Origin of the sequence: Dactylosporangium sp. CA-152071, assembly GCF_050936335.1 — a bacterium.
GTDB lineage: Bacteria > Actinomycetota > Actinomycetes > Mycobacteriales > Micromonosporaceae > Dactylosporangium > Dactylosporangium maewongense.
The window spans coordinates 2,632,442-2,659,197 of record NZ_JBNJMZ010000001.1; the positions used below are offsets into that span (position 1 = coordinate 2,632,442).

A 26,756-nucleotide genomic window follows, 5' to 3' on the forward strand; every position below is an offset into this window, starting at 1 on the left:
GGGTGAGCGCACCGGTGCTGCGCGCAGGCCCTTAGGAGGCAGCACGCGGCGGTGGGTCAGGGCGCCGGCGCTGGGGTGGGCAGCGCCGGCGGGGACTGGAGCGGGTTGCGGGATCGGGCCGGTGGGCAGGTTGGTGGGTGCGAGTGAGGGGTCAGCCGCGTTCGACCAGGTGGCCGACGATTTCGGGGGCTCGGAGCTGGGCGCCTGAGCCGTCGCGGCGCTGGTCGGGGGCGGGCAGGTCGCGGGGCTCGCCCTTGGTGGAGGAGGCGGCCGGGCGCGGGCCGACCCAGGCGAGCACCAGGCGGCTCTCGCCCTTCAGGAAGCGCTGGGCGCGCACGCCGCCGGTGGCGCGGCCCTTCGCCGGGTAGAGGCGCAGCGGGGTCATCTTGGCGTTGCCGATGGTGGCGGTGACAACCATGGGCTCGCCGTGCTGGGGGTCCTGGGTGTTGACGGCGCCGAAGTAGAGGACCTGGGCGCCTTCGGACAGGGCGATGCCGGCCATGCCGCCGCCCTTCAGGCCCTGTGGGCGGACGAGCTTGGCCGGGAAGCGGAGCAGCGACGCGTCGGAGGTGACGAACGCGAGGGTCTCGGCGCCGTCGGTGAGCCAGGTGGCGCCGACGACCTCGTCGCCGTCGCGGAGGCCGATGACCTCGAACTCGTCGGCGCGGACGGGCCACTCGGGGGCGCAGATCTTCACCATGCCGTTGCGGGTGCCGAGGGCGAGGCCGGGTGAGCCCTCGGCGCCGGGGCCGCCGAGCGGGGCGAGGGCGACGACCGTCTCGCCGGGCTGGAGGGAGACGAGCTCGGCGGTGGACATGCCGCCGCGCAGGGAGACGGTGCCGGGCTGCTCGGGCAGGACGGGCAGGGGCAGGACGTCGACCTTGAACGCCCGGCCGAGGCTGGTCACGAGCAGCACCTGGCCGCGGGCGGTGGTGTGCACGACGGCGCGGACGGTGTCGTGCTTGTCGCGGCCGGCCTTGCGGCTGCCCTCGGGGGCCTCCTCCGACTCGGCGGCGGTGCGGGCGACCAGGCCGGTCGTGGACAGCAGGACCTGGCACGGGTCGTCGGACACCTCGAGGGGGCCGGCGGGGATGGACGCGGCGAGGACCTCCTTGAGGTCGCCGTCGATGAGCGTGGTGCGGCGCGGCTGGGCGAACTCCTTGACGACGGCGGCCAGCTCGTCGGAGACGACCTTCTTCAGGACCTTCTCGTCGTCGAGGATCTGGCTGAGCGCGGCGATCTCCTCGTTGAGCCGGGCCTGCTCGGCCTCCAGCTCGATGCGGTCGTAGCGGGTGAGGCGGCGCAGCGGCGTGTCGAGGATGTAGGTGGCCTGGATGTCGGTGAGGCCGAACTCGCTCATGAGCGACGCCTTGGCGGCGGCCGCGTTCTCGCTGGCGCGGATGAGGGCGACGACCCGGTCGATGTCCAGCAACGCGATGAGCAGGCCGTCGACGAGGTGCAGCCGGTCCTGGCGCTTCTTGCGGCGGAACTCGGTGCGCCGGGTCACGACCTCGTAGCGGTGCGCGAGGAAGACCTCCAGCAGCGGCTTGAGGCCGAGGGTCTGCGGCTGGCCGTCGACGAGGACGAGGTTGTTGACGCCGAAGGACTGCTCCAGCGGGGTCAGCCGGTACAGGTCGGCGAGCAGCGCCTGCGGGTTGACGCCGACCTTGCACTCGATGACGAGGCGGGTGCCGTTCTCCCGGTCGGTGAGGTCCTTGACGTCGGCGATGCCCTGCAGGCGCTTGGTCTTGTTGACCTCGTCGGTGATCTTCTCGATGACCTTCTCGGCGCCGATGCCGTAAGGCAGCTCGGTGACGGTGATGGCCTGCCGGCCGCGACTGCCTTCGAGCAGGCCGATCTCGATCCGGCCGCGCATGCGCACGACGCCGCGGCCGGTCTCGTAGGCGCGGCGGACCTCGTCGAGGCCGAGCAGCAGCCCGCCGGTCGGCAGGTCGGGGCCGGGGACGAACTCCATGAGCTTGTCGAGCGTGGCGGTCGGGTGGTTGATCAGCCAGCGGGCCGCGGCGACGACCTCACCGAGGTTGTGCGGGATCATGTTGGTGGCCATGCCGACCGCGATGCCCGAGGAGCCGTTGACCAGCAGGTTGGGGAACGCGGCGGGCAGCACCGAGGGCTCGTCGAGGGAGCCGTCGTAGTTGGGCCGGAAGTCGACGGTGCCCTCGTCGAGCTCGCCGACGAGCAGCATCGCCTCGCGCGACATCCTCGCCTCGGTGTACCGGGAGGCGGCCGGACCGTCGTCGGGGGATCCGAAGTTGCCGTGGCCGTCGATCAGCGGCACGTTGAGCGAGAAGTCCTGCGCCATGCGGACCATCGCGTCGTAGATCGCGCTGTCGCCGTGCGGGTGGTACTTACCCATGACGTCACCGACGACGCGGGACGACTTGACGTGGCCGCGGTCGGGGCGGTGCCCCTGCTCCTGCATCGAGAACAGGATGCGGCGGTGCACCGGCTTGAGGCCGTCGCGCGCGTCGGGCAGCGCGCGGGAGTGGATGACCGAATACGCATACTCCAGGTAGGAGTCCTCGACCTCGGTGATGAGCGGGTTGTTGAGCACCCGCGCGCCCGCCTGGTCGAAGGCGGACAGGTCGGCCTTCATTGGTTTGGCCTTGCGTGCCATGTCGCCGGACTACCCTTCCTGACTCAGGCGTCGATGTTCTCTTGGTCGACCCGCGGCGCGGCGTCGATCAGCCAGTTTCGCCGGGGCTCGACCCGCTCACCCATGAGCAGCTCGAGGACCTCCTCGGCCTTCTCGATGTCGTCGAGGGTGATGCGCCGCACGGCCCTGGTCGCCGGGTTCATCGTGGTGTCCCACAGCTCGTCGGCGTCCATCTCGCCGAGACCCTTGAACCGCGGGATCGGCGTGACGACCTGCTTGCCGGCCTTCTCGAGGCGGCTGACCGTGCTGACCATCTCCTGCTGCGTGTACGTGTAGATCGTCTCCGAGTTGCGCCCCTTCGTGACGATCTTGTGCAGGGGCGGGACGGCGGCGTAGAGCCGGCCGTCGGCGATGGCGGGCCGCATGTACTTGGCGAACAGCGTGATGAGCAGGGTGCGGATGTGCGAGCCGTCGACGTCGGCGTCGGCCATGATCAGAATTCGCCCGTAGCGCATCGACTCCAGGTCGAACGTGCGGCCGGAGCCGGCGCCGAGGACCTGCACGATCGCGGAGCACTCGGCATTGTCCAGGACCTGCTGGATGTTGGCCTTCTGCACGTTGAGGATCTTGCCGCGGATCGGCAGCAGCGCCTGATACTCCGAGGAGCGGGCCATGCGCGCGGTGCCGAGGGCGCTGTCGCCCTCGACGATGAACAGCTCGCTGCGCTGCACGCCGGTGGAGCGGCAGTCGACGAGCTTCGCCGGCATCGACGCGCCTTCCAGGGCGGTCTTGCGCCGGGCGGCGTCCTTCTGCTGCTTCTGGGTCAGGCGGACCCGCGCCGCGTCGACGATCTTCTGCAGGACGGTGCGGGCCTCGACCTTGGTCTTGCGCGCCTCGACCCACGCCTTGATGTGCTGCTCGACGATCCCCTGCACGACCCGGGTCACCGGCGCGGTGGACAGCTCGTCCTTGGTCTGCGACGTGAACTGCGGCTCGGGGATCCGCACGTGGATGATCGCCGTCATGCCTTCGAGCACATCGTCGAGGGTCGGCAGGTCCTCCTTCGGCCGCAGCAGGCCGCGGGTGTTGCGGATCGCGTCGCCGAGCGCCCGCAACGCGCCGCGCTCGAAGCCGCGCCGGTGCGTGCCGCCGTGCACGTTGCGGATCGTGTTGGTGAACGACTCCACGACCCGCTCATAGCCGGTGCCCCAGCGCAGCGCGATCTCGACCTCGGCGCGGCGCTCGACATTGGCCTTCATGACGCCGTTCTCGTCGGCGGCATTCTCCTTGTAGGTGCCCTCGCCGGTGATGTGCAGCAGCCCGCACACGGCGCGGTCGCCGGACGGCGCGAGGAACTCCACCATGTCGGCGAGCCCGTTGGGGTAGTGGTACGTCTCCGTCGAGATCTGCCCGCCGGTGGCGTCCTTGAGCACATAGGTCACGCCGGGGACGAGGAAGGCCGTGTTGCGCAGCTTGGCGCGGACCGCCTCGACGTCGAGCGCGGCGCCGGTCTCGAAGTAGCGCGAGTCGTGCCAGTAGCGGATCGAGGTGCCGGTGGACTGGCCCCGCTTCATCCGCCCCGTGACATTGAGCCCAGAGCGGCGGGTGAACGCCGCGCCCGGGCCGGCGCCGTCGAAGTCGCCGGGGACGCCGTGCTGGAAGGCCATGTGGTGGACCTTGCCGGTGTGGCGCACGGTGACGTCGAACCGGTGGGACAGCGCGTTGACCGCGGAGGCGCCGACGCCGTGCAGGCCGCCGGAGGTCTTGTAGCCGGAGCCGCCGAACTTGCCGCCGGCGTGCAGCCGGGTCAGCACGAGCTCCACGCCGGACATGCCCGACTTCGCGTGGACGCCGACGGGGATGCCGCGGCCGTCGTCGTCGACCTGGACGGAACCGTCGGCGTGCAGGGTCACCTCGACGCGGGTCGCGTGGCCGGCGATGCCCTCGTCGGTGGAGTTGTCGACGATCTCGTTGAACAGGTGAGCGACGCCGCGGCTGTCGGTCGAGCCGATGTACATGCCGGGCCGCTTGCGGACAGCGTCCAGCCCTTCGAGGAGCGTGAGGTCGTCAGCCCCGTACAAGGTCTCGGGTTGTGCGGTCAACTCGATGCTCTCCAATGATCCTGGTGCGCTGCTGCCCGCGAGCGTAGCCGCAGGGTCTGACATTTCCGTGGCACCCTCGCCGGATGTGGCGCCCGACGCGCCGCAACCAGCGACGACGACACCACGGAAAAGACGACCACACCACGGAAAACGAAACCAGCGACGACGACACCACGGCAAACGGCCGACCGCAGAAGCACGACACGACGCCGGGCCGGCCGGACGGTCGCGGGGTTCATGCGGGGACGGCGAGGTGGCCCCGCGTCCCGTTCAGTGAAGCACGACCACCCCCGGGACGCAGTCCAGGGACGCGGGTCACGCCTCCAGGACCGGCCGCCCGCTGAACCGGCCGACCGCGCCGACGATCTCCGCCGGGGTCCGGTCGTTGAACCGCAGCGGCACGGAATAGCGGACCCCGTCGGTGGTGAGGACGGTCAGCCGGCGGGCCCGGGTCAGCTGCGAGACCCCCGCCCACGGTACCCAGACCGGGGTGCCCCAGGGCCCGCGCGAGTTGCGGACCCACAGGCCGACGGAGTCGAGCGCGAGCACCGGACCGCCGGACACCGCGATCCGCACGGCGGCGACGGCCAGCGCGCCGAGGACCACCAGGGCGCACAGCCCGATGGCCACGACCGCGACGGCGTCGCCGTTGGTCCGGTCGGGCGAGTCACCAGCCAGCAGGCCGGCCGACACCAGGATCATCAGCAGGACCCAGGCCGCCGCGGAGATGCCGCCGATCAGCACGGTCCACCGCCCGGTGCCGCGCCGCACGACGAACGACAGGTCGCCCGGGATCCGCTTCACGCCGAGGTCCGGTCGATCCAGGAGCGGTAGCTGTCCCCCGTGCCCTGGCCTTCCAGGTAGTACTCGCGCAGGTCGGTGCGGACCAGGAAGCCGGCGACGAAGAACAGCAGGCCGGCCGCGATGAGGCCGGCCACGCCGTGCACCCACAGGTACCACTCCGGCACGGCGCGGGCGTACTCCTGGCGCAGCAGCTCCGGCTCCTCACCAGTCGGGGCGACCGCCCACTCGGGGCCGCCGACCAGCCCGCACAGCAGAGCGAGGGCCAGCAGCGGGCCGGCGACCCACAGGATGGCCCTGATCTTGGGGGTGCGCCACCGCACGAAGAACAGCAGCGCGCCCAGGACGACCGCGCCGACCGAGGCGACCGCCAGGTTGTTGTGGTAGTCGGCCTCGACCTGCTGCAGTGACCGGGGCGACATGAGCACGGTGTCGAGCGCGGCGAGGTCGCGCGTCACGACCGCCGTGACGGCGGCATCGACGGCGAGCAGCGCCGCGGCCGCCGCCACCGACCAGAACACCAGCCGGACCTGGGTGCCAACCTGCATCGCCACACGCTATCGACGTGACATCCGCCGCCGCAGCCCCGTTTCGTACCGACAAAGACGACCGAGATAGTGCACAATTCGCCGGTGGATCCTGTGATGGCCCTGGCGGGGCTCGGCGTCGGCATCGTCGTCGGACTGACCGGCATGGGCGGCGGCGCGCTGATGACCCCCATCCTGGTGCTGTTCTTCGGCATCCCTCCCCTGGCCGCGGTCTCCAGCGACCTGGCCGCGAGCGCGGTGATGAAGCCGTTCGGCGGCTGGGTGCACGCCCGCCGCGGCACCGTCAACTGGTCGCTCGTGCGCTGGCTGTGCCTGGGCAGCGTGCCGTCGGCGTTCGCCGGGGTCCTCCTCATGCGCGCGCTGGGCGACGGCGAGCAGGTCCAGGACATCGTCCGCGTCGCGCTCGGCATCGCGCTCCTGCTGGCCGTCGTCGGACTGCTCCTTAAGTCGTACAAAAGCGGAAAAAGCGAAAAGTCGGATGTGCCGCTGAAGGTCAAGCCGGTCCCCACGGCCCTGCTCGGCGCCGTCGGCGGGCTGGTGGTCGGGATGACCTCCGTCGGCTCAGGCTCGCTGATCATCGTCATCCTGCTCGCCCTGTACCCCATGCTGCGCCCGAACGACCTGGTCGGCACCGACCTCGTCCAGGCCATCCCCCTCGTCGCCGCGGCCGCCCTCGGCCACGCGATCTTCGGCGACCTGAAGCTCGACCTGGCCGCCGCGGTCCTCATCGGCTCGATCCCCGGCGTGCTCATCGGCGCCCGCCTGTCGTCCCGGGCGCCCGCCGGCGTGGTCCGCGCCGCGCTGGTCATCGTGCTCATCGCGAGCGCGCTGAAACTGTTCGAGGTGCCGACGGCCACGGTCGGCATCGTGGTCGCGGTGGCGACCGCCGGGGCCGTCGTGCTGGGCCTGCGCCGACGTCAGGCGATTGCGGCAGATGTACGGGCGGCCGCCGGCGCACCGGAGGAGGCGCTGGTCAGCGGGCGGGACCAACCGCAAGATCGGCGCACGGAGGACGAGACGCACCCGAAAGGGGCACAATCCCTGTGAGAGTGTGACCTCGCTGAAGGAGTGCTTGATGTCTCAGGGCCGACTCAACCAACTGCCCGAATGGGCCGCGCTGGCGAAACACCGCGCCGAGCTTGGTGAGGTGCACCTGCGGGACCTGTTCGCCGAAGACCCGGAGCGCGGGACGAAGTACTCCCTGCAGGTCGGCGACCTCTACCTCGACTACGGCAAGCACCTGGTCACCGGCGAGACCCTCGGCCTGCTGCGCGACCTCGCCGCCGCGCGCGGGGTCGCCCAGCTGCGCGACGCCATGTTCCACGGCGACAAGATCAACTTCACCGAGCACCGGGCGGTGCTGCACACCGCGCTCCGCGCGCCGCGCGACGCGGTCGTCGAGGTCGACGGCGAGAACGTCGTGCCGAAGGTGCACGCCGTGCTGGACCGGATGGCCGCGTTCGCCGACCGGATCCGCTCCGGCGAGTGGACCGGCTTCACCGGCGAGCGGATCACCACCATCGTCAACATCGGCATCGGCGGCTCCGACCTCGGCCCCGCGATGGCCTACGAGGTGCTGCGCGGCTACACCGACCGGGGGCTGGAGATGCACTTCGTCTCCAACGTCGACGGCGCCGACCTCTACGAGGCGGTCCGGGCCGCGGACCCGGCGACGACGCTGTTCATCGTGTCGTCGAAGACGTTCACGACGATCGAGACGATCACCAACGCGACCGCCGCCCGCCAGTGGATCCTCGACGCGTTCGGCGACGACGCCGCGGTCGCGAAGCACTTCGTCGCCGTGTCGACCAACGCCGGCGAGGTCGCGAAGTTCGGCATCGACACGACCAACATGTTCGAGTTCTGGGACTGGGTCGGCGGGCGTTACTCGTACGACAGCGCGATCGGCCTCTCGCTGATGATCGCGCTCGGGCCGGACGGCTTCCGGGAGATGCTCGACGGGTTCCACGCGATGGACGAGCACTTCCGGACCGCGCCGCCGGAGCAGAACGCGCCGCTGCTGCTCGGGCTGCTCGGCATCTGGTACCGCAACTTCCACGACGCCCAGACGCACGCGGTGCTCCCCTACAGCCACTACCTGTCCCGGTTCACCGCGTACCTGCAGCAGCTGGACATGGAGTCCAACGGCAAGTACGTCGACCACGACGGCCGCCCGGTCGACTGGCAGACCGGCCCGGTCGTCTGGGGCACCCCGGGCACCAACGGCCAGCACGCCTACTACCAGCTGATCCACCAGGGCACGATGCTCGTCCCGGCCGACCTCATCGGCTTCGCCCAGCCCGCGCCCGGCCTCGGCGTCTTCGCCGACCAGCACGACCTGCTGATGGCCAACCTGTTCGCGCAGGGGCAGGCTCTCGCCTTCGGCAAGACGTCGGAGGAGGTCGCGGCCGAGGGCGTGCCCGCCGAGGAGGTGCCGCACCGCACGTTCCGCGGTGACCGCCCCACCACGACGATCCTCGCCGACAAGCTCACCCCGTCGGTGCTCGGGCAGCTCATCGCCCTCTACGAGCACAAGGTCTTCGTCCAGGGCGCGATCTGGGACATCGACTCGTTCGACCAGTGGGGCGTGGAGCTCGGCAAGGTCCTCGCCAAGCGGATCGAGCCGGCGCTCACCGCCGGGGCCGGCGACACGTCCGCGCTGGACTCCTCGACCGCCGCCCTGGTCAACCGTTACCGGGCGCAGCGCGGCCGCTGAGTGCCGATCACCGACGACGAGCTCGCTCGGATGTCCCCGTCCGAGCGGGCCGACCTGGCCCGGCGCCTGGCCGTCCTCATCCCCGCACCGCGTGCGGGTGAGCGGACCCGGCGCCGGTTCGTCGTCGTGGTCGTCACCGCCGCCCTGTTCCTGATCCCGTGGGTGGCGGTGCTCGCGTGGACGTTGCCGCCGCGGTACCTCGCCGGCCACTGGCGCGCCACGTGGGTCGGCTTCGACCTGGTGCTCGCCGCCGCCCTCGCCGCCACCGCGTGGGCGGCGGCGCGGCGCCGCCAGGTCCTCCTGCTGACCGCGGTCGTCAGCGCGACCCTGCTGGTGTGCGACGCGTGGTTCGACCTGATGACGGCGGCGGGCCCCGACCGCTGGGTCAGCCTCGGCACCGCGCTGCTGGTCGAGCTGCCGCTGGCAGCGTGGCTGCTCTACGTCGCGCACCACCTGATCCGGCTCAGCCTGCGCCGCATGCTGACCCTGTCGGGCCAGTCGTTCACCGACCTGCCGCTGTGGCGGATGCCCCTCTTCGGCGTCCCGCCCCGCCATCGCCGTTAGCGCCGGCTTCGTCGGTACCGTGGCCGCATGACCCACTGGACCCTGGGCTGTGACGCGTCGGACCCGCACGCCCTCGCCGCGTTCTGGGCGGCGGCGCTCGGCTACGTGCCGGAGCCCGGCTACGACGAGCCCGACGGCGCCTCGATCGTCGACCCCGCCGGTGCCGGCCCCGCGATCGGCTTCCTGCGCGTGCCGGAGGGGAAGACCGCGAAGAACCGGGTGCACATCGACATCCGGGTGGCCGGCCCGGCGGCGATCCGCGACAAGGCCGCCGAGCTGGTCGCCGCGGGCGCCACGCTGGTGCGCGAGGAGCGCTACGGCGACCGGCTCGGCCACATCGTCATGCTCGACCCGGAGGGCAACGAGTCCTGCGTCGCCTAACCTCTGATCTCCTCCAGCAGGGTCGGGCGGGTCGGCGACCAGCCGAGCGAACGGGCCTTCGCGCCGGTGGCCCGCTGGTCCAGCAGCAGCGCGTCGGCGAAGAGGGCGCCGAGCCTGGCCCGGGACTCCTCGACGGTCTCCGGCACGACCTCGGCGCCGGTGGCCTCGGCGATCTCGCGGACGGTCGGGCCGGCGCCGGACACCCCGAGCACGTGCCCGAGACGCTCGCCGCGCTCGACGACGGTGACGTACAGCGCGGCCACGTCCTCGACGTGCACCGTCGTCCAGTGCTGCGAGCCGTCGCCGACCAGCCGGACCTTGCCGTCGGCGGGCGTGAGCACGCCGGCGGGGATGCCGCCGCCGTGGCCGTACACGACGCCGGGCGTGACGATCGTGGCCACCAGGTCCGCGTCGAGCACCGACCGCTCCACCGCGGGCCGCCACGCGGTCAGCGCCGGCGGCGCGAGCGGCGAGTCCTCGGTGATGTCGGCGTTGCTGCCGTACAGCCAGACGCCGCTGGTGTGCACGTAGGGCTTCCCGGTCCCGCCGAGCGCCTCGACCGCCGCCGCGACGACCGCCCGGTCGAACTGCTCGCTGCTGCCGTCGCCGGGCGCCGCGGTGTGCACCACGGCGTCGGCGGCCGCGAACAGCCGCGCCGTCCACGCGGTGTCGTACAGGTCCCCGACGGCGGCCTCCGCCCCGGCCTTGCGGACCTTCTCGGCCGCCTCGTCGCTGCGCACCAGGGCCGTGACGGCGTGCCCCGCCGCGACGAGCTGCTCCAGCACCACGGATCCGATGTACCCGGTCCCACCGGTCAATGCGATGTTCATGCCACCGAGCCTAGGAGCGTCACGACCTCCGGCGCAGCGTGACGCAGCCGGCGCCCCGGCCGGGAATACGCCTCCGACGAGGCTATTCCCGGCTGGCCGGTGACGCCTGACCTACGGCAGCGCCTCCGCCTTGCGCAGCAGGACCGCCCGCTCGCGGGCGTTGGTGCACAGGCGGGCGGCGCGCTCCAGCTCCGTCCGCGCCTCCCTGGTGCGCCCGAGCCGCCGGAGCAGCTCGCCGCGGACCCCGGGCAGCAGGTGCGAGCCGGGCAGCCGGTCGGCCGCGACGAGCTCGTCGACGATCGCGAGCCCCCGCAGCGGCCCGCTCGCCATCGCGACGGCGACGGCCCGGTTGAGCTCGACGACCGGCGACGGCGCGATCCGGCCGAGCGCCTCGTAGAGCAGCACGATGCGCTCCCAGTCGGTCTCCTCCACCGACGGCGCGGCGGCGTGGCACGCGGCGATGCCGGCCTGCAGCCCGTACGGGCCGAGCCCCTTCTTCGACGCGGCCGTGAACGCCGCGAGCCCCCGCCGGATCGCGGACCGGTCCCACAGCCGCCGGTCCTGGTCCTCCAGGAGCACCGCCTCGCCGTCGGGGCCGGTGCGCGCCGGGAAGCGGGCCGCGGTCAGCTCGCACAGCGCGAGCAGCCCGTGCACCTCGGGCTCGCCGGGCAGCACCGCGGACAGCATCCGGGTCAGGCGGATCGCCTCGTACGCGAGGTCGGGGCGCAGCAGGTTGTCGCCGGCGGTCGCCGTCGAACCCTCCGTGAAGATCACGTAGAGGACGCTGAGGACCCCGCCGAGCCGCTGCCTGCGGTCCTGCGCGGGCGGCAGCTCGAACGGCACCTTCGCCGCCGCGATCGTCTTCTTCGCCCGGGTGATCCTCGCCTGTACCGTCGGCACCGGCACCAGGAACGCCCGGGCGATCTCCTCGCTGGACAGGCCGCCGACGGTGCGCAGCGTCAGGGCGACCCTCGCCTCCGGCGCGAGCACCGGATGGCAGGCCACGAACATCAGCGCGAGGATGTCGTCGTCGATGCGGTCCGGGTCCCACGGCAGGTCGTCCTGCTGCTGCGGCACCAGCGCCCCGGCCGCGGCCTCACCCTCGCCGAGCTGGCCGGCGATGGCGGCGTACCGCTCGTCGCGCGCGGACCTGCGCCGGAAGCTGTCGATGGCGCGCCGCCGCGCGGTCGCCAGCAGCCACCCGACGGGGTTGTCCGGCGTGCCGTCGCGGGACCAGCTGACGAGCGCCTCCGCCACCGCTTCCTGCGCGACGTCCTCCGCGAGGCCGAAGTCGCCGGTGTACCGGCTGAGCGCCGCCACGATCCTCGCCGACTCGATCCGCCACACGGTCTCGACGGCCCGCCGCGCCGTCTCGGTGCCCGGCGGGCCGTCGGGGTCTGCGGAGTCCATGGAGGTCACAGCTGCCCGGTCCGCTCACGCCACGCCCGCTCCTTGGCGATCCACTCGTTGTCCTGCGGGAAGTCGTCGATGTCCGACACCCGCCGCACCTCGACCTTGGTGCCCGGCCCGCCCGGCAGGCGCCGCGCCCACTCGACGGCCTCCTCCTTCGAGGCGACGTCGAGGATGTAGAAGCCGCCGAACAGCTCCTTGGTCTCCCCGTACGGCCCATCGGTGACCACTGGCGTCTCGCCGTCGAACTCCACCACCACGCCCTGGCCCGCGTCGTCGAGCCCCTCGGCCGCGACCAGGACCCCGGCCCGGATCAGCTCGTCGTTGTACCGGCCCATCAGGTCCAGGATCTCCTCGAACGGGATGTCCGCCGCCTTCGCCATCGCCTCGTCGGTGGCCCGCAGGATCAGCATGTACTTCGCCATCGCCGTGCTCCTCGCCTTCAGTGGGGGTCGCGTCCCGACCCTCTCACCCCGAGGTCGAACGGGCCCACCCGACGATCGACACGCGCCCAGGAGAATCTTTCCCGCGTGCGTCCGGTCGATACAGTTCGGGCCGCCGACCGAAGGAGCGCCGCGCAGCCGGCGGTGGCCGACGAGCCCTGCTGACCGGCGTGGTGAAGGCGCGGGGTTGGGCCCGCGCCTTCACCGTCGTGCGGCGGTGCTGCTCAGCGGCGGTCGAGGAGGACCTCGGCGGCGCCGCCGTCGACGTGCAGGGCGTAGCGGTCGGCTGCCTGCTGCCAGCCGGGCAGGGCGATGACGGCGCCGCCGGCCAGGTTCTGCTTGGCCGAGGTGTCCAGGGTCGCCTTGCCCACGGTGCTGGTCTGGCCGAGCGTCAGCTGGGCCGGCGGGCCCGCCGGGGCGTGGACGAGGAGCTTGCCGACGCCGCCGACCCGGATCGGCAGCTCACCCTCCGGCTTCGGGACGGTGACGTCGAGCTCCTGCACGCCGGCGACCACGTCGACGGCGGCGAGCCGGCCGGAGCCGAAGTCCACGACCTGCCGCAGGCCGCCGCCGGCGAGCTTGAGCGTCCAGCGGACGGTCGAGTTCAGGTACACGTGGACCGTCGCCTGGCCCGCGACCTCCGTGCCGTTCAGGCTGAGCCGGACGACCTCGCCGTCGACGGCCGCGGCGGGTTCGACGCGGCTGCCGGGCAGGGTCGAGGCGCGGTACAGGTAACCGTCCATCGGCTCGCTGTGGATGATCACCGACTCCGCGCCGGTGACCACCTCCAGCGTCGCCGCCTGCCGGCCGTCGTGCGCGCCGGTGACGGTGTGCACCGTCTCCTTCTCCGCCGGCGCGTCCGGCTTGGAGCTCCGGGTGGTGGCGATGACGAGGCCTGCCAGTACCAACGCCACCGCCACCACACCGGTCAGCAGCCGCAACAGGGGTGACTTGATCATGGGCTGGTGCAGCTCAGGGTCGGGGCGGTCGCCGGGGCGGTGCCGGTGGCGTTGAAGCCGAACGACGTGGTGGCGCCGGCGGCGAGCACCCTGTTCCAGTCGACGTTGCTGACGGCCGGATTCGGGGGCTGTGCGACGAGTGTGCCGTTCCACGGCGATCCCTCGAAGCCTTGCCCGCCGGTGTACGACCAGCGCACCGTCCATCCGTTGAGGCTGCCGGTCCCGTTGTTGCGGACCGTGACCTCGGCCTGGAAGTGCCCGGCCCACGAACTGGGGACGATGCTCCAGGTGGCGGTGCAGGCGCCCGATCCCGTGGACGGCGAGTTCGACCGCGACGGGGACGTGCTCCTGGACGGTGACGTGCTCCTGGACGGGGAGGCGGACGCCGACGGCGACGTGCTCCTCGACGGGGAGACCGAGGGTGAGGGCGACGACGGCGCGCCGCCGATGCCGGTCACCTCGCCGTTGCCGCCGTCGAAGACGATGTCGGAGCAGCTGAAGAAGTTCTCCTGGCTGTCCGAGCGGACCCACTGGATGAACAGCATGTGCTTGCCGGTCTTGCCCGACGGCAGCGTCGCGTTGAACGAGTAGTAGTTCAGCGCGCCGGGCGGGCCGGACTGCGGCGGGTCGGTCGCGCTCCAGAACGGCTCCAGGTCACCCCACGCCAGGGGGGTGGTGGGGCTCCAGCCGTTGCGGGTGACGTACAGGTGGAACGTGCCGGGGTGCGCGGCCCAGTTGCTGTACCGCATCTGGATCGTGGCGCCGGCGGTCAGGTGGGTGGTGGGCCAGTCGGTCCGGGCGGCGTTGTACGCGGCGTACTTCGTCGTGCCCGCACCGCAGATCTGGCCGTCGGGGATGAAGCCGGTGGTACGTCCGCCGGCGTCTGAGCGCAGCACGCCGAACCAGTCGTACAGCGGCTGCTGACCGCCCTGCGCGACGGCGTCGGCGCAGGCGGGGTTGGACGGGATGATCTGGCCGGTGGCCTTGAGTCCGTCCACATAGCACAGATAGGTGCGGCTGCCGGGCACCATCGCGACACCGTGGGCGCTCGCCGGGGCGGGCACCACGAGGACCGCGACAGCGCCGACGGCGAGGGCCGCCAAGACGCTCCACACTGGGCGCAATGTGCTCCTCCTCACATGAGGTGAGCGCAGTGTTCCCACGGCCTCCCGCCATTGGCAAGCATCGACGTCTCCGGTACGGCGGGACTTCGGCTTTCGCTTGAAAGTTCCACCGCGGCCGTCACGCCGTGATCGACAGCCTCGCGGTGGTGCCCTTGCCGGCCGAGCTCAGCGTGACGGTGCCACCGTGCGCGGTGGCGGCCTGGCGGGCGATGTGCAGGCCCAGCCCGACGCCGGGGACGGCCTGCTGGCGGGCGTGGCGGCCGCGGTAGAAGCGCTGGAAGACGTAGGGCAGCTCGTCGGCCGGGACGCCGACGCCGGTGTCCGCGACCTCGACGGTCGGCACCGGGCCGCCGGACACCGCGACGGTGACGTCGCCGCCCGCGGGGGTGAAGAGCACCGCGTTGCGCACCAGCTGCTGCACCGCATGCGTCAGCTGGGTCACGTCGGCGCGGACGTCCACCCGTACCGGCGAAGGAACCACCGACAGGGTCACCCCGCGCTGCTCGGCGAGGGTGCGGCAGGCCCGCCAGGCGGCCTCGACGACCATGGCCAGGTCGACCCGGGTGCGGTGCAGCTCGGTCGGGGCGTGCGCGGGGCGGGTGCCGGTCAGCAGGTGGTCGACCATGCGGACGAGCCGCTCGCCGTTGCGCTGGATCGGCTCCACGAGGCGGGCGTACGCGGCGAGCTGCTCCTCCTCCGCGAGGAGCTCCAGGTACCCCTGGATCGCCGCGACCGGGGTGCGCAGCTCGTGCGAGACGGTCGCGATCAGGTCCTCCTCGCGCTGCGTGGCGCGGGCCAGCTCGTCGCCGAGCTCGGCGAGCAGGAGCCGGTTGCGTAGCAGCGACAGGTGCCCGACCGCCTGCGCGGCCAGGGTGTCCAGGGCCTCGCGCTGGCGGGGGCCGAGGTCGCCGGGGCGGTCGTCGATGACGCACAGGGCGCCGAGGGCGTGGCCGTCCTCGGCGACGAGCGGGGAGCCGGCGTAGAAGCGGATGTGCGGGTCGCCGATGACGTTGGGGTACGTGCGGAAGTGCGGGTCGAGCCGGGCGTCGGGCACGACGAGCTGCCGCCGCTCGGGCAGGGTGTGCGCGCAGAACGAGACGTCGCGGGGCGTCTCGGCGTCGGCGAGGCCGGTGCTGCCGGCGAACCACTGCCGGTCCCGGTCGATGAGCGAGACCGAGGACATCGGCGTGTCGAAGATCGACGACGCGAGGCGGGTCAGCTCGTCGAGGGCCGCGGGGCGGGGACCGTCGAGGACGCCGTAACTGTGCAACGCGGCGAGGCGGGCCTCCTCGTCGTGAGCATGTGTCGTCATCTCGTCTCCCAGGCTCGGTTGTGCCCCATCAGGTTCGGGACGCCGGGGTGCCCGCCGCGATCACGGCCGGTTGCCATGCGGTAGCTGTCCGCCGGAACTGTCGGTGGTTGTGGTTAGGGTGTGGTTCTCGTCGTACTCGGGTTTCCGTTTTCGTCTTTTCCGCTCACAGCATTATCCGCTTGTCCGAGTGAGTGCTCGCTCAGTAAGGTGGCCGTCGTGAACCAGCAGCCTGTCCGAGCCCGACGCCGGCGCGTCCCCGCGCTGTCGCCGGACGAGCGGCGGGCGGCGATCGTCGCCGCGACCATCCCGCTGCTGCGCACCCACGGGGCGGCGGTCACCACGAAGCAGATCGCCGAGGCCGCGGGCGTCGCCGAAGGCACCATCTTCGGCGTCTTCCCCGACAAGGCGTCGCTGATCCTCGCCGCGCTCGGCACCGCCTTCGACCAGGAGACGGTGCTGCGCGACCTCGACGCGATCGACCGGCAGGCACCGCTGCGCAAGCGCATGCGCGACGCGGCGGCGGTCCTGCTGCGCCGGTTCGAGTCCAATGTCCAGCTCATGATGGTCGCCCGGACGCTGCCGATGGAGACCGGGCGACGCCAGGTCGAGCAGCTGATGGAGGGCCGCCGGGTGCTGACCGAGGCGGTCGAGGCCCTCATCGAGCCCGACCGGGAGCTGCTGCGGCGCAGCCCCGCCACCACCGCCGGCATGCTCGTGCTGCTCGTGATCGCGTCGGTCCGGCCGGAGTTGGCCGAGCCCGGCGAGCTCGACGCCGACGGCGTGGTCGCCGTCCTGCTCGACGGCCTGCTGGTCCGCCCGACCGACACCACCGGGGGAGACGCCTGACGATGTTGATCCGACTGCTCAAAACCTATCTGAGCCCGTATCGCAGGACGATCTGGCTCATCGTGCTGCTGCAGCTGGTGCAGACCACGGCGACGCTGTACCTGCCGACGCTCAACGCCGACATCATCGACGGCGGTGTCGTCACCGGCGACACCGGCTACATCATGCGCATCGGCGGCTGGATGCTCGCCGTCACGCTCGTGCAGATCGTCTGCTCCGCCGCCGCCGTCTACTACGGCGCCCGCACCGCGATGGCCCTCGGCCGGGACGTGCGCGCCGGCATCTTCGACAAGGTGCAGGAGCTGTCGGCGCGGGAGGTGGGGCAGTTCGGCGCGCCGTCGCTGATCACCCGCACGACCAACGACATCCAGCAGGTCCAGATGCTGGTGCTGATGACCTTCACACTCATGGTCACCGCACCGATCATGTGCGTCGGCGGCATCATCCTCGCCCTCGTGCAGGACGTGCCGCTGTCGGCGCTGCTGCTGGTCGTGGTCCCGATCCTGATCGGGATCATCGCCGTCATCGTGGTGCGGATGCGGCCGCTGTTCCGCCTCATGCAGGTGCGCATCGACCTGGTCAACCGGGTCATCCGCGAGCAGATCACCGGCATCCGGGTGATCCGCGCCTTCGTCCGCGACGAGCACGAGCGGGTCCGGTTCGCCAAGACCAACGGCGACCTGCGCGACGTGTCCCTCGCCGTGGGCCGGCTGATGTCGCTGATGTTCCCCACCGTGATGCTGGTCGTCAACGCCTCCAGCATCCTCGTGCTCTGGTTCGGCGCGCACCGCATCGACACCGGCGGCATGCAGGTCGGGGCGCTGACCGCGTTCCTCAGTTACCTGATGCAGATCCTCATGGCGGTCATGATGGCGACGTTCATGTTCGTCATGATCCCGAGGGCCGAGGTGTGCGCGGAGCGCATCCAGGAGGTCCTCACCACCGAGTCCAGCGTCGTGGTGCCGGCGAAGCCGGTCACCGCGCTGCCCCGCCACGGCGAGCTGGAGCTGCGCGGCGTCGAGTTCCGCTATCCCGGCGCGGAGTCGCCGGTCCTCAGCGGCATCGGCCTCGCCGCCCGGCCCGGGCAGACCACGGCCATCATCGGCAGCACCGGCGCCGGCAAGACCACCCTGCTCAACCTGGTCCCCCGCCTGATGGACGCGACCGGCGGCACCGTCCTGGTGGACGGCGTCGACGTGCGCGACATCGACCCGGCGCTGCTGTCGGCGACGGTGAGCATGGTGCCGCAGAAGCCGTACCTCTTCTCCGGCACCGTCGCGTCCAACCTCCGCTACGGCCGGCCCGACGCGACCGACGCCGAGCTGTGGCGGGCCCTGGAGGTCGCGCAGGCCGCCGACTTCGTCCGGGCGATGCCCGAGGCGCTCGACGCGCCGATCGCGCAGGGCGGCACCAACGTCTCCGGCGGGCAGCGGCAGCGGCTCGCGATCGCCCGGACGCTCGTCGCCCGGCCCGAGATCTACCTCTTCGACGACTCCTTCTCCGCCCTGGACTACGCGACCGACGCCGCGCTGCGCGACGCGCTGCGCGCCGAGATCGTCGACGCGACGGTCGTCATCGTCGCGCAGCGGGTCAGCACGATCCGCGACGCGCACACCATCGTCGTGCTCGACGAGGGCCGCGTGGTCGGCACGGGCACCCACACCGAGCTGATGGACGGCAACGCCACCTACCGCGAGATCGTCCTCTCCCAGCTCACCGAACAGGAGGCCGCAGCATGAGCGGCCAGCGAAGCGGCTCGGGCCGCTCATCATGTGACAGGTTCGGCTCAGGCCGACGCCGGAGCGAAGCGGAGGTGGCGGCATGAGCGGCCAGCGAAGCGGCTCGGGCCGCTCATCATGTGACAGGTTCGGCTCAGGCCGACGCCGGAGCGAAGCGGAGGTGGCGGCATGACCGGACCGGGGCGCCCTGGTGGGCCGGGTGGTGGGTCGCGGCCTTCGCCGCCCGCGTTCGGGCCTGGGCGGATGATGATGGGCGCCGGCGGGCCGCCGGCGAAGCTGGAGGACTTCAAGGGCTCGTCCAAGCGGCTGCTGCGGATGCTCGCGCCAGACCGGATGCTCATCGCGGCCGTGCTGGTCTTCGGCATCGGCAGCGTCGTGCTCTCCGTCATCGGGCCGCGGCTGCTCGGCCACGCCACCGACGTCATCTTCGAGGGCATCGTCGGCCGGCAGCTGCCCGCGGGCATCAGCAAGGCCGACGCGGTCGCGGGTGCGCGGGAGCGCGGGCAGGACCGCTTCGCCGACCTGCTCGCCGCCATGGACCACGTCGTGCCCGGCCGGGGCATCGACTTCGACCGGCTCGAGCGGGTCCTGTTGTGGGTCGCCGTCGTGTACCTCGGCGCCTGGATCCTCGGCCTGCTCCAGGCCCGGCTCACCACCGTCGTCGTGCAGCGCACCGTCTACCGGCTCCGCGAGCAGGTGTCGGCGAAGCTGTCCCGGCTGCCGCTGAGCTACTTCGACCAGCAGCCGCGCGGCGAGGTCCTCAGCCGCGCCACCAACGACACCGACAACATCGCGATGACCCTGCAGCAGTCGCTGAGCATGCTGCTCACGTCGCTGCTGACGATCTTCGGTGTCCTCGGCATGATGTTCTGGATCTCGCCGGTGCTCGCGATCATCGCGCTGGTCACGGTGCCGGTGTCGGTGCTGGTCACCATGCGCATCGGCAAGCGGTCGCAGCCGCAGTTCGTGAAGCAGTGGGCCAGCACCGGCAAGCTCAACGGGCACATCGAGGAGATGTTCACCGGGCACTCCGTGGTGAAGATCTTCGGCCGGCAGGCCGAGGCCGCGAAGACGTTCGAGGAGCACAACGAGGCCCTGTTCACCGCGTCGTTCCGGGCGCAGTTCATCTCCGGGCTCATCCAGCCGGCGATGATGTTCATCGGCAACCTCAACTACGTGCTCGTCGCCGTCGTCGGCGGCCTGCGGGTCGCGTCGGGGTCGCTGTCGCTCGGCGACGTGCAGGCGTTCATCCAGTACTCCCGCCAGTTCAGCCAGCCGCTGACCCAGGTCGCGAGCATGGCCAACCTGGTGCAGTCGGGTGTCGCCTCCGCCGAGCGGGTGTTCCAGCTGCTCGACGCCGACGAGCAGTCGCCGGACCCGGTCAAGCCGGCGCGCCCCGCCCAGGTGCGGGGGAAGGTGACGTTCGAGGGCGTCTCCTTCCGGTACAAGGCGGACGAACCCCTGATCGAGGACCTCTCCCTCACCGTGGAGCCGGGCCAGACGGTCGCGATCGTCGGCCCGACCGGCGCCGGCAAGACCACGCTCGTCAACCTGGTCATGCGCTTCTATGACCTGACCGCCGGGCGCATCCTCCTCGACGACGTCGACATCGCCACCATGTCCCGCGACGACCTCCGCGAACAGATCGGCATGGTCCTGCAGGACACGTGGCTCTTCCAGGGCACCATCGCGGAGAACCTCGCGTATGGCGCCGACCACCCGACCCACGACAAGATCGTCGCGGCCGCCGAGACCGCCCACGCGGACCGCTTCGTCCGCACCCTCCCCGACGGCTACGACACCGTCATCGACGAGGAGGGCGCCGGCGTCTCGGCGGGCGAGAAGCAGCTCATCACGATCGCCCGGGCGTTCCTCGCCGAGCCGACGATCCTCATCCTCGACGAGGCGACCAGCTCCGTCGACACCCGCACCGAGGTCCTGATCCAGCGCGCGATGACCACCCTGCGCGCCGGCCGGACCAGCTTCGTCATCGCCCACCGCCTGTCCACCATCCGCGACGCCGACCTCATCCTCGTGATGGAGCACGGCACCATCGTCGAGCAGGGCACCCACACCTCCCTGCTCGCCTCCGGCGGCGCCTACGCCAGGCTGTACTCAGCCCAGTTCGCCGCCGCCGCGGTCGAGGTCGACTGACCCCGACCCACCCGTCCGGAGCCCCGGACCTCGCCGCCCGGTCCGGCAGGAGCCCCGCCTCCCGCCGGACCGGCCCGGCACCGCCGCGTCCACCCCGCCGGACCCGGCCCGGGCCGCGACCGCCCCGCTAGAGGGCGGGCCTCGGCGTGAGCCGCGGCGGAACGACATGGAAAGCACTGCACCATCGTCGAGCAGAGCACTTACACCTCCCTGCTCGCCTCCGACGGCGCCTACGCCAGGCTGTACCCAGTCCAATTCGCCGCCGCCGCGGTCGAGGTCGACTGACCCCGCCCACTCACCCGCACTTCTCCAGGCCGGTCCGACAGGAGCAATGCCTCCCGCCGGACCGGCCTCGCCACAACCGCCCCACCGGACCGAACCACAACCCACCGGGCCACCGGACCGGACCGCGACCGGACCGGACCGCGCCCGGACCGCCGGAGGGCGGCGCGACCCGGCCGTCCGGCGACCCACACCTCACCGTTTCAGTCCGGCAGGATCACCGCCTCCCGCCGGACCAGTCCGACGCCGCCGAGACCGCCCCACCGGGACCGAACCACAACCGACCGGAGCACAACCCGACTGCGACCGGACGACGACCGCGAGCGCCCTGCCGGAAGACGGCGGCGCCTCCGCGTGACGCGCGGAATACCGCGGCGGCCCAGCCCGGCCGCCCGACGACCCGCCCCTCCCCGTCCCGTCCGGCAGGAGCACCACCTCCCGCCGGACCGGCAGCGCCACGACCACCCCAGCGGGACCAGAGCACGACTGGACGGCGACCGCCCCCGCCCGGACCAGCCCAGTCCACGACCGTCTCGTTGGAAGGCAGCGCGGCCGGGCCGTCCGGCGACCCGCACCACGCCGCCCCATCCGGCAGGAGCACCTCCTGCCGCCGGACCGGCCCCGACAAGTGCACCGTCACCGCCGGGGTCCCGGTCCACATCGACTCTCGGCGCCACCTCGCGCTCGCGGTCCCCGCGGATGTTCGTCAGAACGAGCGCCACTTGTTGACCATCGGGAGTCAGCGGCCAGATTGGCACAGGGCCGCCTTGTCACCCTGCGTAGACGCCGATCGCGATGTTGGACCAAAACGTCGACGCGCGCTTCTGGCCGATGAGAGGGCGTCGCCTGCAGCTCCGCTGCACCCCGAACTCATCGCAGCGCCGCTGCGAGGTCGGCAGCGATCTCGAAGGTCGGTGCCGCCCTTCCGGTCTGGTCTGCGCTCAGCGCGATGTGCTCGATGCGGGCCAGCATCTCCGTTGCGGTTTCCCGGTCATGGAGCGCCATCGCCAGTTCTGCGCGGTACACCAGAACCTCTACCTGTGTGACGGGGTCATCGTCGGCCTGCGGGCGAGCCAACGCGCTGTCGAGGATGCGGACTGCCTGGCCGACGTCACCCTTGGAGTCGGCCAGCACGATGGCGTTCGCCAGCGCTTTGGCGAGTCGTCCGGCGGGTGCCGGTGCTGGCGTGGGCATCGTGGCGGCGTTCTGGAAGACGCGGATCCAGTTGCCGCCCGGGTCGATGACGCTGAATCCGCCCAGCCCGTCGGCGTTCTTTCGAGCCCTGGGTCGGGTCATCCTCGGCATTCCGGACACCAGGACTTTGCCGTATGCGGCCCGCATGCCGGCGGCGAAAGCCCGGTGCAGTTCCGCGATGTCCGAGGTGAGCACGAGACAGGAGCCGTAGGACTGCTCTGGGTCGAACCCGGCGATTTCGAAGAATTGCAGGTGCAGGTCTTCACGTTGCAGTCCCACGCAGGGGTTGGGTTTGCGCTGCTTGTACGTCGTGCTGAAGCCGAGAACCCCGTAGAAGGTGACGATGTCGTCAATCGATGCGCAGGGCAGCAGGGGGACGGTTACCTCGTTGGCCATGGCTCTTTCCTAGGCGCTGCGGACAGTCCTTCGCACATGGAAATGGCCGATCATCGCCTGACCCCATCCGATCGGCCGATGCGACCGCCGGCGGAGGGTGGTGGGGCACCGGCTGAGCTGCGGCGGAACGTAGTCGGAAATTCGTTTGGGTGGCGTGTCGATCCTCGGGTGGGTCGTTCGACCTTGGGGTGAGAAGGTCGAGGAGCGACCTTCACCGTGAGGAGAACCACGATGGCGAAGTACATGCTGATCATGCGCGGCAGCGATGAGTCGACGGCGAAGATGATGGAGACGCCGTTCGAGGAGATGCTGGAGACGGTCGGCAAGTTCAATGAGGAGCTGATGCGGGCCGGGGTGCTGGTGGCGGCGGAGGGGCTCGACGACCCGGCGCAGGGGGTCGTGGTGCACTTCGACGGGGAGACGCCGGTTGTCACCGACGGGCCGTACGGGGAGACGAAGGAGCTGTTCGGCGGCTTCTACCTCCTCGAGGTCGCCTCGAAGGACGAGGCGGTCGAGTGGGCCAAGCGGCTCCCCCAGTTCCCCGGCAGCAAGGTCGAGGTCCGGCGGGTGCCGAGCATCGACGAGTTCCCGCAGGACAACGAGTGGATCGCCAAGGAGCGGGTCTGGCGGGAGCGGACCGGCCAGCTCTGACCACCGCGGCACCGGCACCGGGGGGCCGCGTCGGCGGACCCCCCGGCCGGAACCGGAAACCGTGCCCCTGACGTACCGAAAACGGACGGTCGCGATAGGGTCCGGCGATGATCGATGAGGACGGCTACTTCGGGGAGCGGGTCGCGGCCCGGTACGACGAGTCGTCGAGGGAGATGGCTGACCCCGCGGTCGTGAAGCCGGCCGTCGACACCCTTGTCGAGCTCGCCGACGGCGGGCCCGCGCTGGAGCTGGGCATCGGCACGGGGCGGATCGCGCTGCCACTCGCGGCCCGTGGGGTGCCCGTGCACGGGATCGACATGTCCCGGGCGATGGTGGCCCGGCTGCGGGAGAAGCCCGGCGGCGACGCGATCGGCGTGACGATCGGGGACTTCGCGACGGCGCGGGTGGACCAGTCGTTCGCCGTCGCGTACCTCGTCTTCAACACGATCATGAACCTGACGACGCAGGCGGCGCAGGTCGCGTGCTTCCGCAACGTGGCCGCGCACCTGCAGCCCGGTGGGCGGTTCGCGGTCGAGGTGATGATGCCCGACCTGCGGCGGCTGCCGCCGGGGCAGGACGTGGTGCCGTTCCTGGTGAGCGAGACCCGCTGGGCGTACGACCTCTACGACGTCGCGACCCAGTCGATGAGCTCGAACTACGTCGAGATCTCCGGGGGCCGCGGCGGCTTCCGGTCGATCCCGTTCCGGTACGTGTGGCCGGCCGAGCTGGACCTGATGGCGCAGATCGCGGGGCTGCGGCCGCTCGCGCGCTGGGCGAACTGGCAGCAGGAGCCCTTCACGAGTGAGAGCGTCCAGCACGTCTCGGTGTGGGAGAAGCCCGTCCTGCCGGACTGACGCACAATGTGACCGGAGCGAGGGGGGCTGCGGTATGCGGAACCGGCGGGTGAGCCTGCTCGACATCGGGCTGGACCAGTCGTTCGACGCGTCGATGGCGTTCGTGCAGTCGACGTTGCAGAGCATCAACGCCGGGTTACCCGTCCCGATCGTCGACATCGACTTCGTGCGGTCCCGTGACCCCGACACGATCTTCGCCGCGTTCACGGCGGCGTGCGACGTGCTGCACGTGATGGCGCACGGGGACCACGCGGAGACGCCGACGTTCAGCAGTACCGACGGCAAGACGATGCTGGCGTTGCAGGAGTTCGGCGACTACGCGGCCGAGCGCGGGCACGGGCTCAACGCGAGCGCGGTGCTCGCCGACGGCTGCAAGACCGGGATCGGCGCCTGGCAGAAGGCGCTGCGCGACTGCCTGCACGGTGAGATCGTCTACATCGGCACGTCCACGCGGGTGGGCTGGCACGAGGGCACCGTGTTCGCCTCGGCGTTCTACGGCGCGCTGTTCCGCAACAAGGGCAAGGGGCAGACGCCCCTCGCTCAGGCCCTGGACGCGGCCGACCGGGCGGTCAAGGCGTACGAGGCGATCACCGACCGGGCCTGCCCCTACAAGGTGATGGTCCTGGAGCCGAGCCGCCAGGCGCGGCTGGCCTTCCGCTGATCACAAAGTTCCGCTGACCACAGATGTTCCGCTGACCACAGATGTTCCGCTGACCACAGATGTTCCGCTGACCACAGATGTTCCGCTGATCCCACGGAGGAAGACGTCATGATCTTCATTACGGCGAAGTTCCAGGTCCTGCCGGAGCACGCGGAGCGGTGGCCGGAGATCGCCGCGGACTTCACCCGGGCGACGCGGGCCGAGCCGGGCTGCCTGTGGTTCGACTGGTCCCGCAGCCTCGACGACCCGAACGAATACGTGCTGGTCGAGGCGTTCCGCGACGGTGACGCCGGCGGCGCGCACGTCCAGTCGGCGCACTTCAAGGACGCGCAGCGGACGCTGCCGCAGTACCTCGCCGCGACCCCGCGGATCGTCAACGCGACCGTCGACCAGGACGACTGGTCCGAGCTCGGCGAGCTCACAGTCAACCGATAGTGGCATAAATTCGGACTTGTCGGGTATCCCGGTCCGGTGCTGACGAATCTTGCGCATCTGGACTCGTTGCGGGTCCGCCTCACCCCGCCGCCGCAGCCGGGGCACACGACGTTCCGCCTGGCCGAGGAGCCGGCGGTCGAGGTCGTCTGGACCTACGCCGAGCGGCTCCCGGACGACACCTACCTCCCGGTCGGCGGCGGGCCCGTCGACCCCGACAACGGCTACTACACCCAGGGCGCGTTCAACGCCGACGACATCGCCCGCGCCGCCGTCGTCTACGTGCGGCACTGGCGGGCGACCGGCGACGGCACCAGCCGTGACGCCGCCCGGCAGCTGCTGCGCGGCCTGTGCTTCCTGCAGACCGTCCACGACGACGAGACCGACGACGACCCCGGCGACCTTGCCCACGGCAACGTCGTGCTGTGGCAGCAGCCGGACGGCACCCTGAACCGCAGCGGCATCCCCGCGGAGAGCCCCGACCCGTCCGACGAGGGTGAGTCGGCGTGGCTGGCCCGCACCGTGTGGGCGCTCGGCGAGGGCTTCGCCGCGTTCAGCGCCGACGACGGCGGCGAGCCGGAGTTCCCGGCGTTCCTGCGCCGCCGGCTCCGGCTGGCGATGAGCGCCATCCGGCGGCAGGTGCTGCCACGGTACGGCCAGTGGCGCGTCGTCGAGGAGTCCGCCACCCCCGCGTGGCTGATCGGCGACGGCGCCGACCTCACCGGCGAGGCGCTGCTGGGGCTCTGCGCGTACACCGGCTGCACCGGCGACGACGACGCCCGCAAGCTCATCGAGCAGCTCGCCGAGGGCGTCACGGCGATGCGGACCGGCACCCCGTGGACGTGGCCGTTCGGGGCGGTGCTGCCGTCGGCGCTGTCCCGCAGCGCCTGGCACGCGTGGGCCGGGCTCGCACCGGCCGGGCTCGCCCGCGTGTACGAGGTCGCCGGTGACCTCGCCGCACGCGACGCCGCCCTGGCCGACGCGGCGTCGTTCACCCCGCACCTGCTGGTCGAGGGCGGACCGGACAACCTGCGGGTCGCGGTGCCGGGAGCGCGGGAGGCGCTGACGATCGACGGGGTGCAGCTGTCGTACGGCGCGCAGTCCCGCGTCGAGTCGCTGCTGACCACGGCGCGGGTGACAGGCCGCCCGGCGCTGTCGACCCTCGCGGGGATCGCCGGCTCGTGGTTCTTCGGCAACAACCCGGCCGGCGCGCCCATGTACGACCCGGCGACCGGCCGCACCTACGACGGTGTCGACATCGTCGACGGGTCGCCGCGGCAGCTGGGCCGGCGCGGGGTGGTGCACCGCGACGCGGGCGCGGAGTCGACGATCCACGGGCTCCTGGCGATGCTGGCCCTGGACGCGGACCCGCACGCGGCGGCGGTCGCGCGGATCGCCGAGGCGGACCCGGACACGTCGACGACGGGCGGCGGCTGCCGCGACGACGGGGAGATCCGCTGCCTGACGCTGCGCGACCCGCTGCACCGGGCGCGGGTGACGCTGCTGCGCAGCGTCGCGACGAGCACCCGCGTCTGCGACGTCGACATGGCGGCCAGGTCCGGCGGGGCCGGCGGCGCCGTTGAGGGCGCCGCGACCGTGACCGTCAACGACCCCGGCGGCGAGGAGCTGGAGCACTACACGACGACCGCGGGCCGTATCCGCGCCCTCGTCCCCGCCGGCGGCTTCACCATCATCTCCCGGCTGCCGGAAGCGGGCTGACGCACACATCCCAGGTGAGGA

23 protein-coding genes are annotated in these 26,756 nt (G+C 71.7%); 12 read left to right on the top strand and 11 right to left on the bottom strand.

Annotation, left to right across the window (positions count from 1 at the left end; all coding sequences use genetic code 11):
- Positions 1-151: 151 nt before the first annotated feature.
- The 4 genes from ACQEVZ_RS11650 to ACQEVZ_RS11665 form a co-directional block, all read right to left on the bottom strand.
- Positions 152-2,638 (bottom strand): DNA gyrase/topoisomerase IV subunit A, encoded by a 2,487-nt coding sequence (locus tag ACQEVZ_RS11650; protein ID WP_433365196.1) that lies wholly within the window; start codon positions 2,636-2,638, stop codon positions 152-154.
- Between the two features lie 23 nt (positions 2,639-2,661).
- A complete protein-coding gene (locus tag ACQEVZ_RS11655) occupies positions 2,662-4,782 on the bottom strand; it encodes a DNA gyrase/topoisomerase IV subunit B (RefSeq protein WP_433365199.1) in 2,121 nt (706 codons plus the stop codon).
- A gap of 252 nt (positions 4,783-5,034) precedes the next feature.
- Positions 5,035-5,523 (bottom strand): hypothetical protein, encoded by a 489-nt coding sequence (locus ACQEVZ_RS11660; RefSeq protein WP_354898610.1) that lies wholly within the window; start codon positions 5,521-5,523, stop codon positions 5,035-5,037.
- Positions 5,520-6,068: a hypothetical protein gene (locus ACQEVZ_RS11665; RefSeq protein WP_433365203.1), complete on the bottom strand. Its 549-nt coding sequence runs from the start codon at positions 6,066-6,068 to the stop codon at positions 5,520-5,522. The genes ACQEVZ_RS11660 and ACQEVZ_RS11665 overlap by 4 nt, the downstream gene beginning before the upstream one ends.
- An 84-nt stretch (positions 6,069-6,152) precedes the next feature.
- Between ACQEVZ_RS11665 and ACQEVZ_RS11670 the strand changes: the two genes are divergently transcribed.
- Genes ACQEVZ_RS11670 through ACQEVZ_RS11685 form a run of 4 tightly spaced genes read left to right on the top strand, consistent with a single transcriptional unit; the run spans position 6,153 to position 9,729 of the window.
- Entirely contained in the window at positions 6,153-7,115 is a 963-nt protein-coding gene (locus tag ACQEVZ_RS11670) for a sulfite exporter TauE/SafE family protein (RefSeq protein WP_433365206.1), read from the top strand.
- 28 nt (positions 7,116-7,143) lie between these two features.
- The gene (pgi, locus tag ACQEVZ_RS11675) at positions 7,144-8,784 is read left to right on the top strand and encodes a glucose-6-phosphate isomerase (RefSeq protein ID WP_433365209.1); all 1,641 of its coding nucleotides are present in this window, start codon (positions 7,144-7,146) and stop codon (positions 8,782-8,784) included.
- A gap of 30 nt (positions 8,785-8,814) precedes the next feature.
- The gene (locus tag ACQEVZ_RS11680; protein WP_433365212.1) at positions 8,815-9,348 is read left to right on the top strand and encodes a hypothetical protein; all 534 of its coding nucleotides are present in this window, start codon (positions 8,815-8,817) and stop codon (positions 9,346-9,348) included.
- A gap of 27 nt (positions 9,349-9,375) precedes the next feature.
- Positions 9,376-9,729: a VOC family protein gene (locus ACQEVZ_RS11685; protein ID WP_433365215.1), complete on the top strand. Its 354-nt coding sequence runs from the start codon at positions 9,376-9,378 to the stop codon at positions 9,727-9,729.
- On the opposite strand, the gene ACQEVZ_RS11690 is transcribed toward ACQEVZ_RS11685, so the two are convergent.
- The 6 genes from ACQEVZ_RS11690 to ACQEVZ_RS11715 form a co-directional block, all read right to left on the bottom strand.
- Complete coding sequence (locus ACQEVZ_RS11690) at positions 9,726-10,559, bottom strand: NAD-dependent epimerase/dehydratase family protein (protein WP_344504339.1); 834 nt, start codon at positions 10,557-10,559, stop codon at positions 9,726-9,728. The genes ACQEVZ_RS11685 and ACQEVZ_RS11690 overlap by 4 nt on opposite strands.
- Before the next feature lie 111 nt (positions 10,560-10,670).
- Positions 10,671-11,969 (bottom strand): RNA polymerase sigma factor, encoded by a 1,299-nt coding sequence (locus ACQEVZ_RS11695; protein ID WP_433365219.1) that lies wholly within the window; start codon positions 11,967-11,969, stop codon positions 10,671-10,673.
- A 5-nt stretch (positions 11,970-11,974) separates the two neighbouring features.
- Positions 11,975-12,394: a YciI family protein gene (locus tag ACQEVZ_RS11700; RefSeq protein ID WP_433365222.1), complete on the bottom strand. Its 420-nt coding sequence runs from the start codon at positions 12,392-12,394 to the stop codon at positions 11,975-11,977.
- Positions 12,395-12,636: 242 nt separating this feature from the next.
- Positions 12,637-13,371, bottom strand: a complete 735-nt coding sequence (locus tag ACQEVZ_RS11705) for a hypothetical protein (protein ID WP_344504336.1) — start codon at positions 13,369-13,371, stop codon at positions 12,637-12,639.
- A complete protein-coding gene (locus tag ACQEVZ_RS11710; protein WP_354898584.1) occupies positions 13,368-14,486 on the bottom strand; it encodes a lytic polysaccharide monooxygenase in 1,119 nt (372 codons plus the stop codon). The genes ACQEVZ_RS11705 and ACQEVZ_RS11710 overlap by 4 nt, the downstream gene beginning before the upstream one ends.
- Positions 14,487-14,613: 127 nt before the next feature.
- On the bottom strand, positions 14,614-15,807 hold the full coding sequence (locus tag ACQEVZ_RS11715; RefSeq protein WP_433365227.1) for a GAF domain-containing sensor histidine kinase: 1,194 nt from the start codon (positions 15,805-15,807) through the stop codon (positions 14,614-14,616).
- Positions 15,808-16,023: 216 nt separating this feature from the next.
- Between ACQEVZ_RS11715 and ACQEVZ_RS11720 the strand changes: the two genes are divergently transcribed.
- The 3 genes from ACQEVZ_RS11720 (at position 16,024) to ACQEVZ_RS11730 (ending at position 20,546) form a co-directional block, all read left to right on the top strand.
- Positions 16,024-16,653, top strand: coding sequence for a TetR/AcrR family transcriptional regulator (locus tag ACQEVZ_RS11720; RefSeq protein ID WP_344504333.1), 630 nt, complete (start codon positions 16,024-16,026; stop codon positions 16,651-16,653).
- Positions 16,654-16,655: 2 nt separating this feature from the next.
- Positions 16,656-18,392 carry an ABC transporter ATP-binding protein gene (locus tag ACQEVZ_RS11725; protein WP_433365232.1) on the top strand — a complete coding sequence of 579 codons (1,737 nt, stop codon included), beginning with the start codon at positions 16,656-16,658 and terminating at the stop codon, positions 18,390-18,392.
- Between the two features lie 168 nt (positions 18,393-18,560).
- Positions 18,561-20,546 carry an ABC transporter ATP-binding protein gene (locus ACQEVZ_RS11730; protein WP_433365235.1) on the top strand — a complete coding sequence of 662 codons (1,986 nt, stop codon included), beginning with the start codon at positions 18,561-18,563 and terminating at the stop codon, positions 20,544-20,546.
- 1,152 nt (positions 20,547-21,698) lie between these two features.
- Here the strand turns inward: ACQEVZ_RS11730 and ACQEVZ_RS11735 are convergent.
- The gene (locus ACQEVZ_RS11735; RefSeq protein WP_433365238.1) at positions 21,699-22,418 is read right to left on the bottom strand and encodes a VOC family protein; all 720 of its coding nucleotides are present in this window, start codon (positions 22,416-22,418) and stop codon (positions 21,699-21,701) included.
- Positions 22,419-22,649: 231 nt separating this feature from the next.
- On the opposite strand from ACQEVZ_RS11735, the gene ACQEVZ_RS11740 reads away from it, so the two are divergent.
- From ACQEVZ_RS11740 to ACQEVZ_RS11760, 5 genes are all read left to right on the top strand, one after another.
- Positions 22,650-23,069 (top strand): YciI family protein, encoded by a 420-nt coding sequence (locus tag ACQEVZ_RS11740; protein WP_433365241.1) that lies wholly within the window; start codon positions 22,650-22,652, stop codon positions 23,067-23,069.
- Positions 23,070-23,176: 107 nt separating this feature from the next.
- The gene (locus tag ACQEVZ_RS11745; RefSeq protein ID WP_344504327.1) at positions 23,177-23,923 is read left to right on the top strand and encodes a class I SAM-dependent DNA methyltransferase; all 747 of its coding nucleotides are present in this window, start codon (positions 23,177-23,179) and stop codon (positions 23,921-23,923) included.
- Positions 23,924-23,972: 49 nt separating this feature from the next.
- Positions 23,973-24,584 (top strand): hypothetical protein, encoded by a 612-nt coding sequence (locus ACQEVZ_RS11750; protein ID WP_354898569.1) that lies wholly within the window; start codon positions 23,973-23,975, stop codon positions 24,582-24,584.
- 108 nt (positions 24,585-24,692) lie between these two features.
- Positions 24,693-25,019, top strand: coding sequence for a putative quinol monooxygenase (locus tag ACQEVZ_RS11755; protein WP_433365246.1), 327 nt, complete (start codon positions 24,693-24,695; stop codon positions 25,017-25,019).
- A gap of 36 nt (positions 25,020-25,055) precedes the next feature.
- Complete coding sequence (locus ACQEVZ_RS11760) at positions 25,056-26,735, top strand: hypothetical protein (RefSeq protein ID WP_433365249.1); 1,680 nt, start codon at positions 25,056-25,058, stop codon at positions 26,733-26,735.
- Positions 26,736-26,756: the final 21 nt, after the last annotated feature.

What these genes read in the sequence shown, in the direction of transcription:
- ACQEVZ_RS11650 (WP_433365196.1), bottom strand. Translation starts at nt 2,638, where the DNA reads ATGGCACGCAAGGCCAAACCAATGAAGGCCGACCTGTCCGCCTTCGAC.
- ACQEVZ_RS11655 (WP_433365199.1), bottom strand. Translation starts at nt 4,782, where the DNA reads ATGTCAGACCCTGCGGCTACGCTCGCGGGCAGCAGCGCACCAGGATCA.
- ACQEVZ_RS11665 (WP_433365203.1), bottom strand. Translation starts at nt 6,068, where the DNA reads ATGCAGGTTGGCACCCAGGTCCGGCTGGTGTTCTGGTCGGTGGCGGCG.
- pgi (WP_433365209.1), top strand. Translation starts at nt 7,144, where the DNA reads ATGTCTCAGGGCCGACTCAACCAACTGCCCGAATGGGCCGCGCTGGCG.
- ACQEVZ_RS11680 (WP_433365212.1), top strand. Translation starts at nt 8,815, where the DNA reads ATGTCCCCGTCCGAGCGGGCCGACCTGGCCCGGCGCCTGGCCGTCCTC.
- ACQEVZ_RS11685 (WP_433365215.1), top strand. Translation starts at nt 9,376, where the DNA reads ATGACCCACTGGACCCTGGGCTGTGACGCGTCGGACCCGCACGCCCTC.
- ACQEVZ_RS11690 (WP_344504339.1), bottom strand. Translation starts at nt 10,559, where the DNA reads ATGAACATCGCATTGACCGGTGGGACCGGGTACATCGGATCCGTGGTG.
- ACQEVZ_RS11695 (WP_433365219.1), bottom strand. Translation starts at nt 11,969, where the DNA reads ATGGACTCCGCAGACCCCGACGGCCCGCCGGGCACCGAGACGGCGCGG.
- ACQEVZ_RS11700 (WP_433365222.1), bottom strand. Translation starts at nt 12,394, where the DNA reads ATGGCGAAGTACATGCTGATCCTGCGGGCCACCGACGAGGCGATGGCG.
- ACQEVZ_RS11705 (WP_344504336.1), bottom strand. Translation starts at nt 13,371, where the DNA reads ATGATCAAGTCACCCCTGTTGCGGCTGCTGACCGGTGTGGTGGCGGTG.
- ACQEVZ_RS11715 (WP_433365227.1), bottom strand. Translation starts at nt 15,807, where the DNA reads ATGACGACACATGCTCACGACGAGGAGGCCCGCCTCGCCGCGTTGCAC.
- ACQEVZ_RS11725 (WP_433365232.1), top strand. Translation starts at nt 16,656, where the DNA reads ATGTTGATCCGACTGCTCAAAACCTATCTGAGCCCGTATCGCAGGACG.
- ACQEVZ_RS11730 (WP_433365235.1), top strand. Translation starts at nt 18,561, where the DNA reads ATGACCGGACCGGGGCGCCCTGGTGGGCCGGGTGGTGGGTCGCGGCCT.
- ACQEVZ_RS11735 (WP_433365238.1), bottom strand. Translation starts at nt 22,418, where the DNA reads ATGGCCAACGAGGTAACCGTCCCCCTGCTGCCCTGCGCATCGATTGAC.
- ACQEVZ_RS11740 (WP_433365241.1), top strand. Translation starts at nt 22,650, where the DNA reads ATGGCGAAGTACATGCTGATCATGCGCGGCAGCGATGAGTCGACGGCG.
- ACQEVZ_RS11745 (WP_344504327.1), top strand. Translation starts at nt 23,177, where the DNA reads ATGATCGATGAGGACGGCTACTTCGGGGAGCGGGTCGCGGCCCGGTAC.
- ACQEVZ_RS11755 (WP_433365246.1), top strand. Translation starts at nt 24,693, where the DNA reads ATGATCTTCATTACGGCGAAGTTCCAGGTCCTGCCGGAGCACGCGGAG.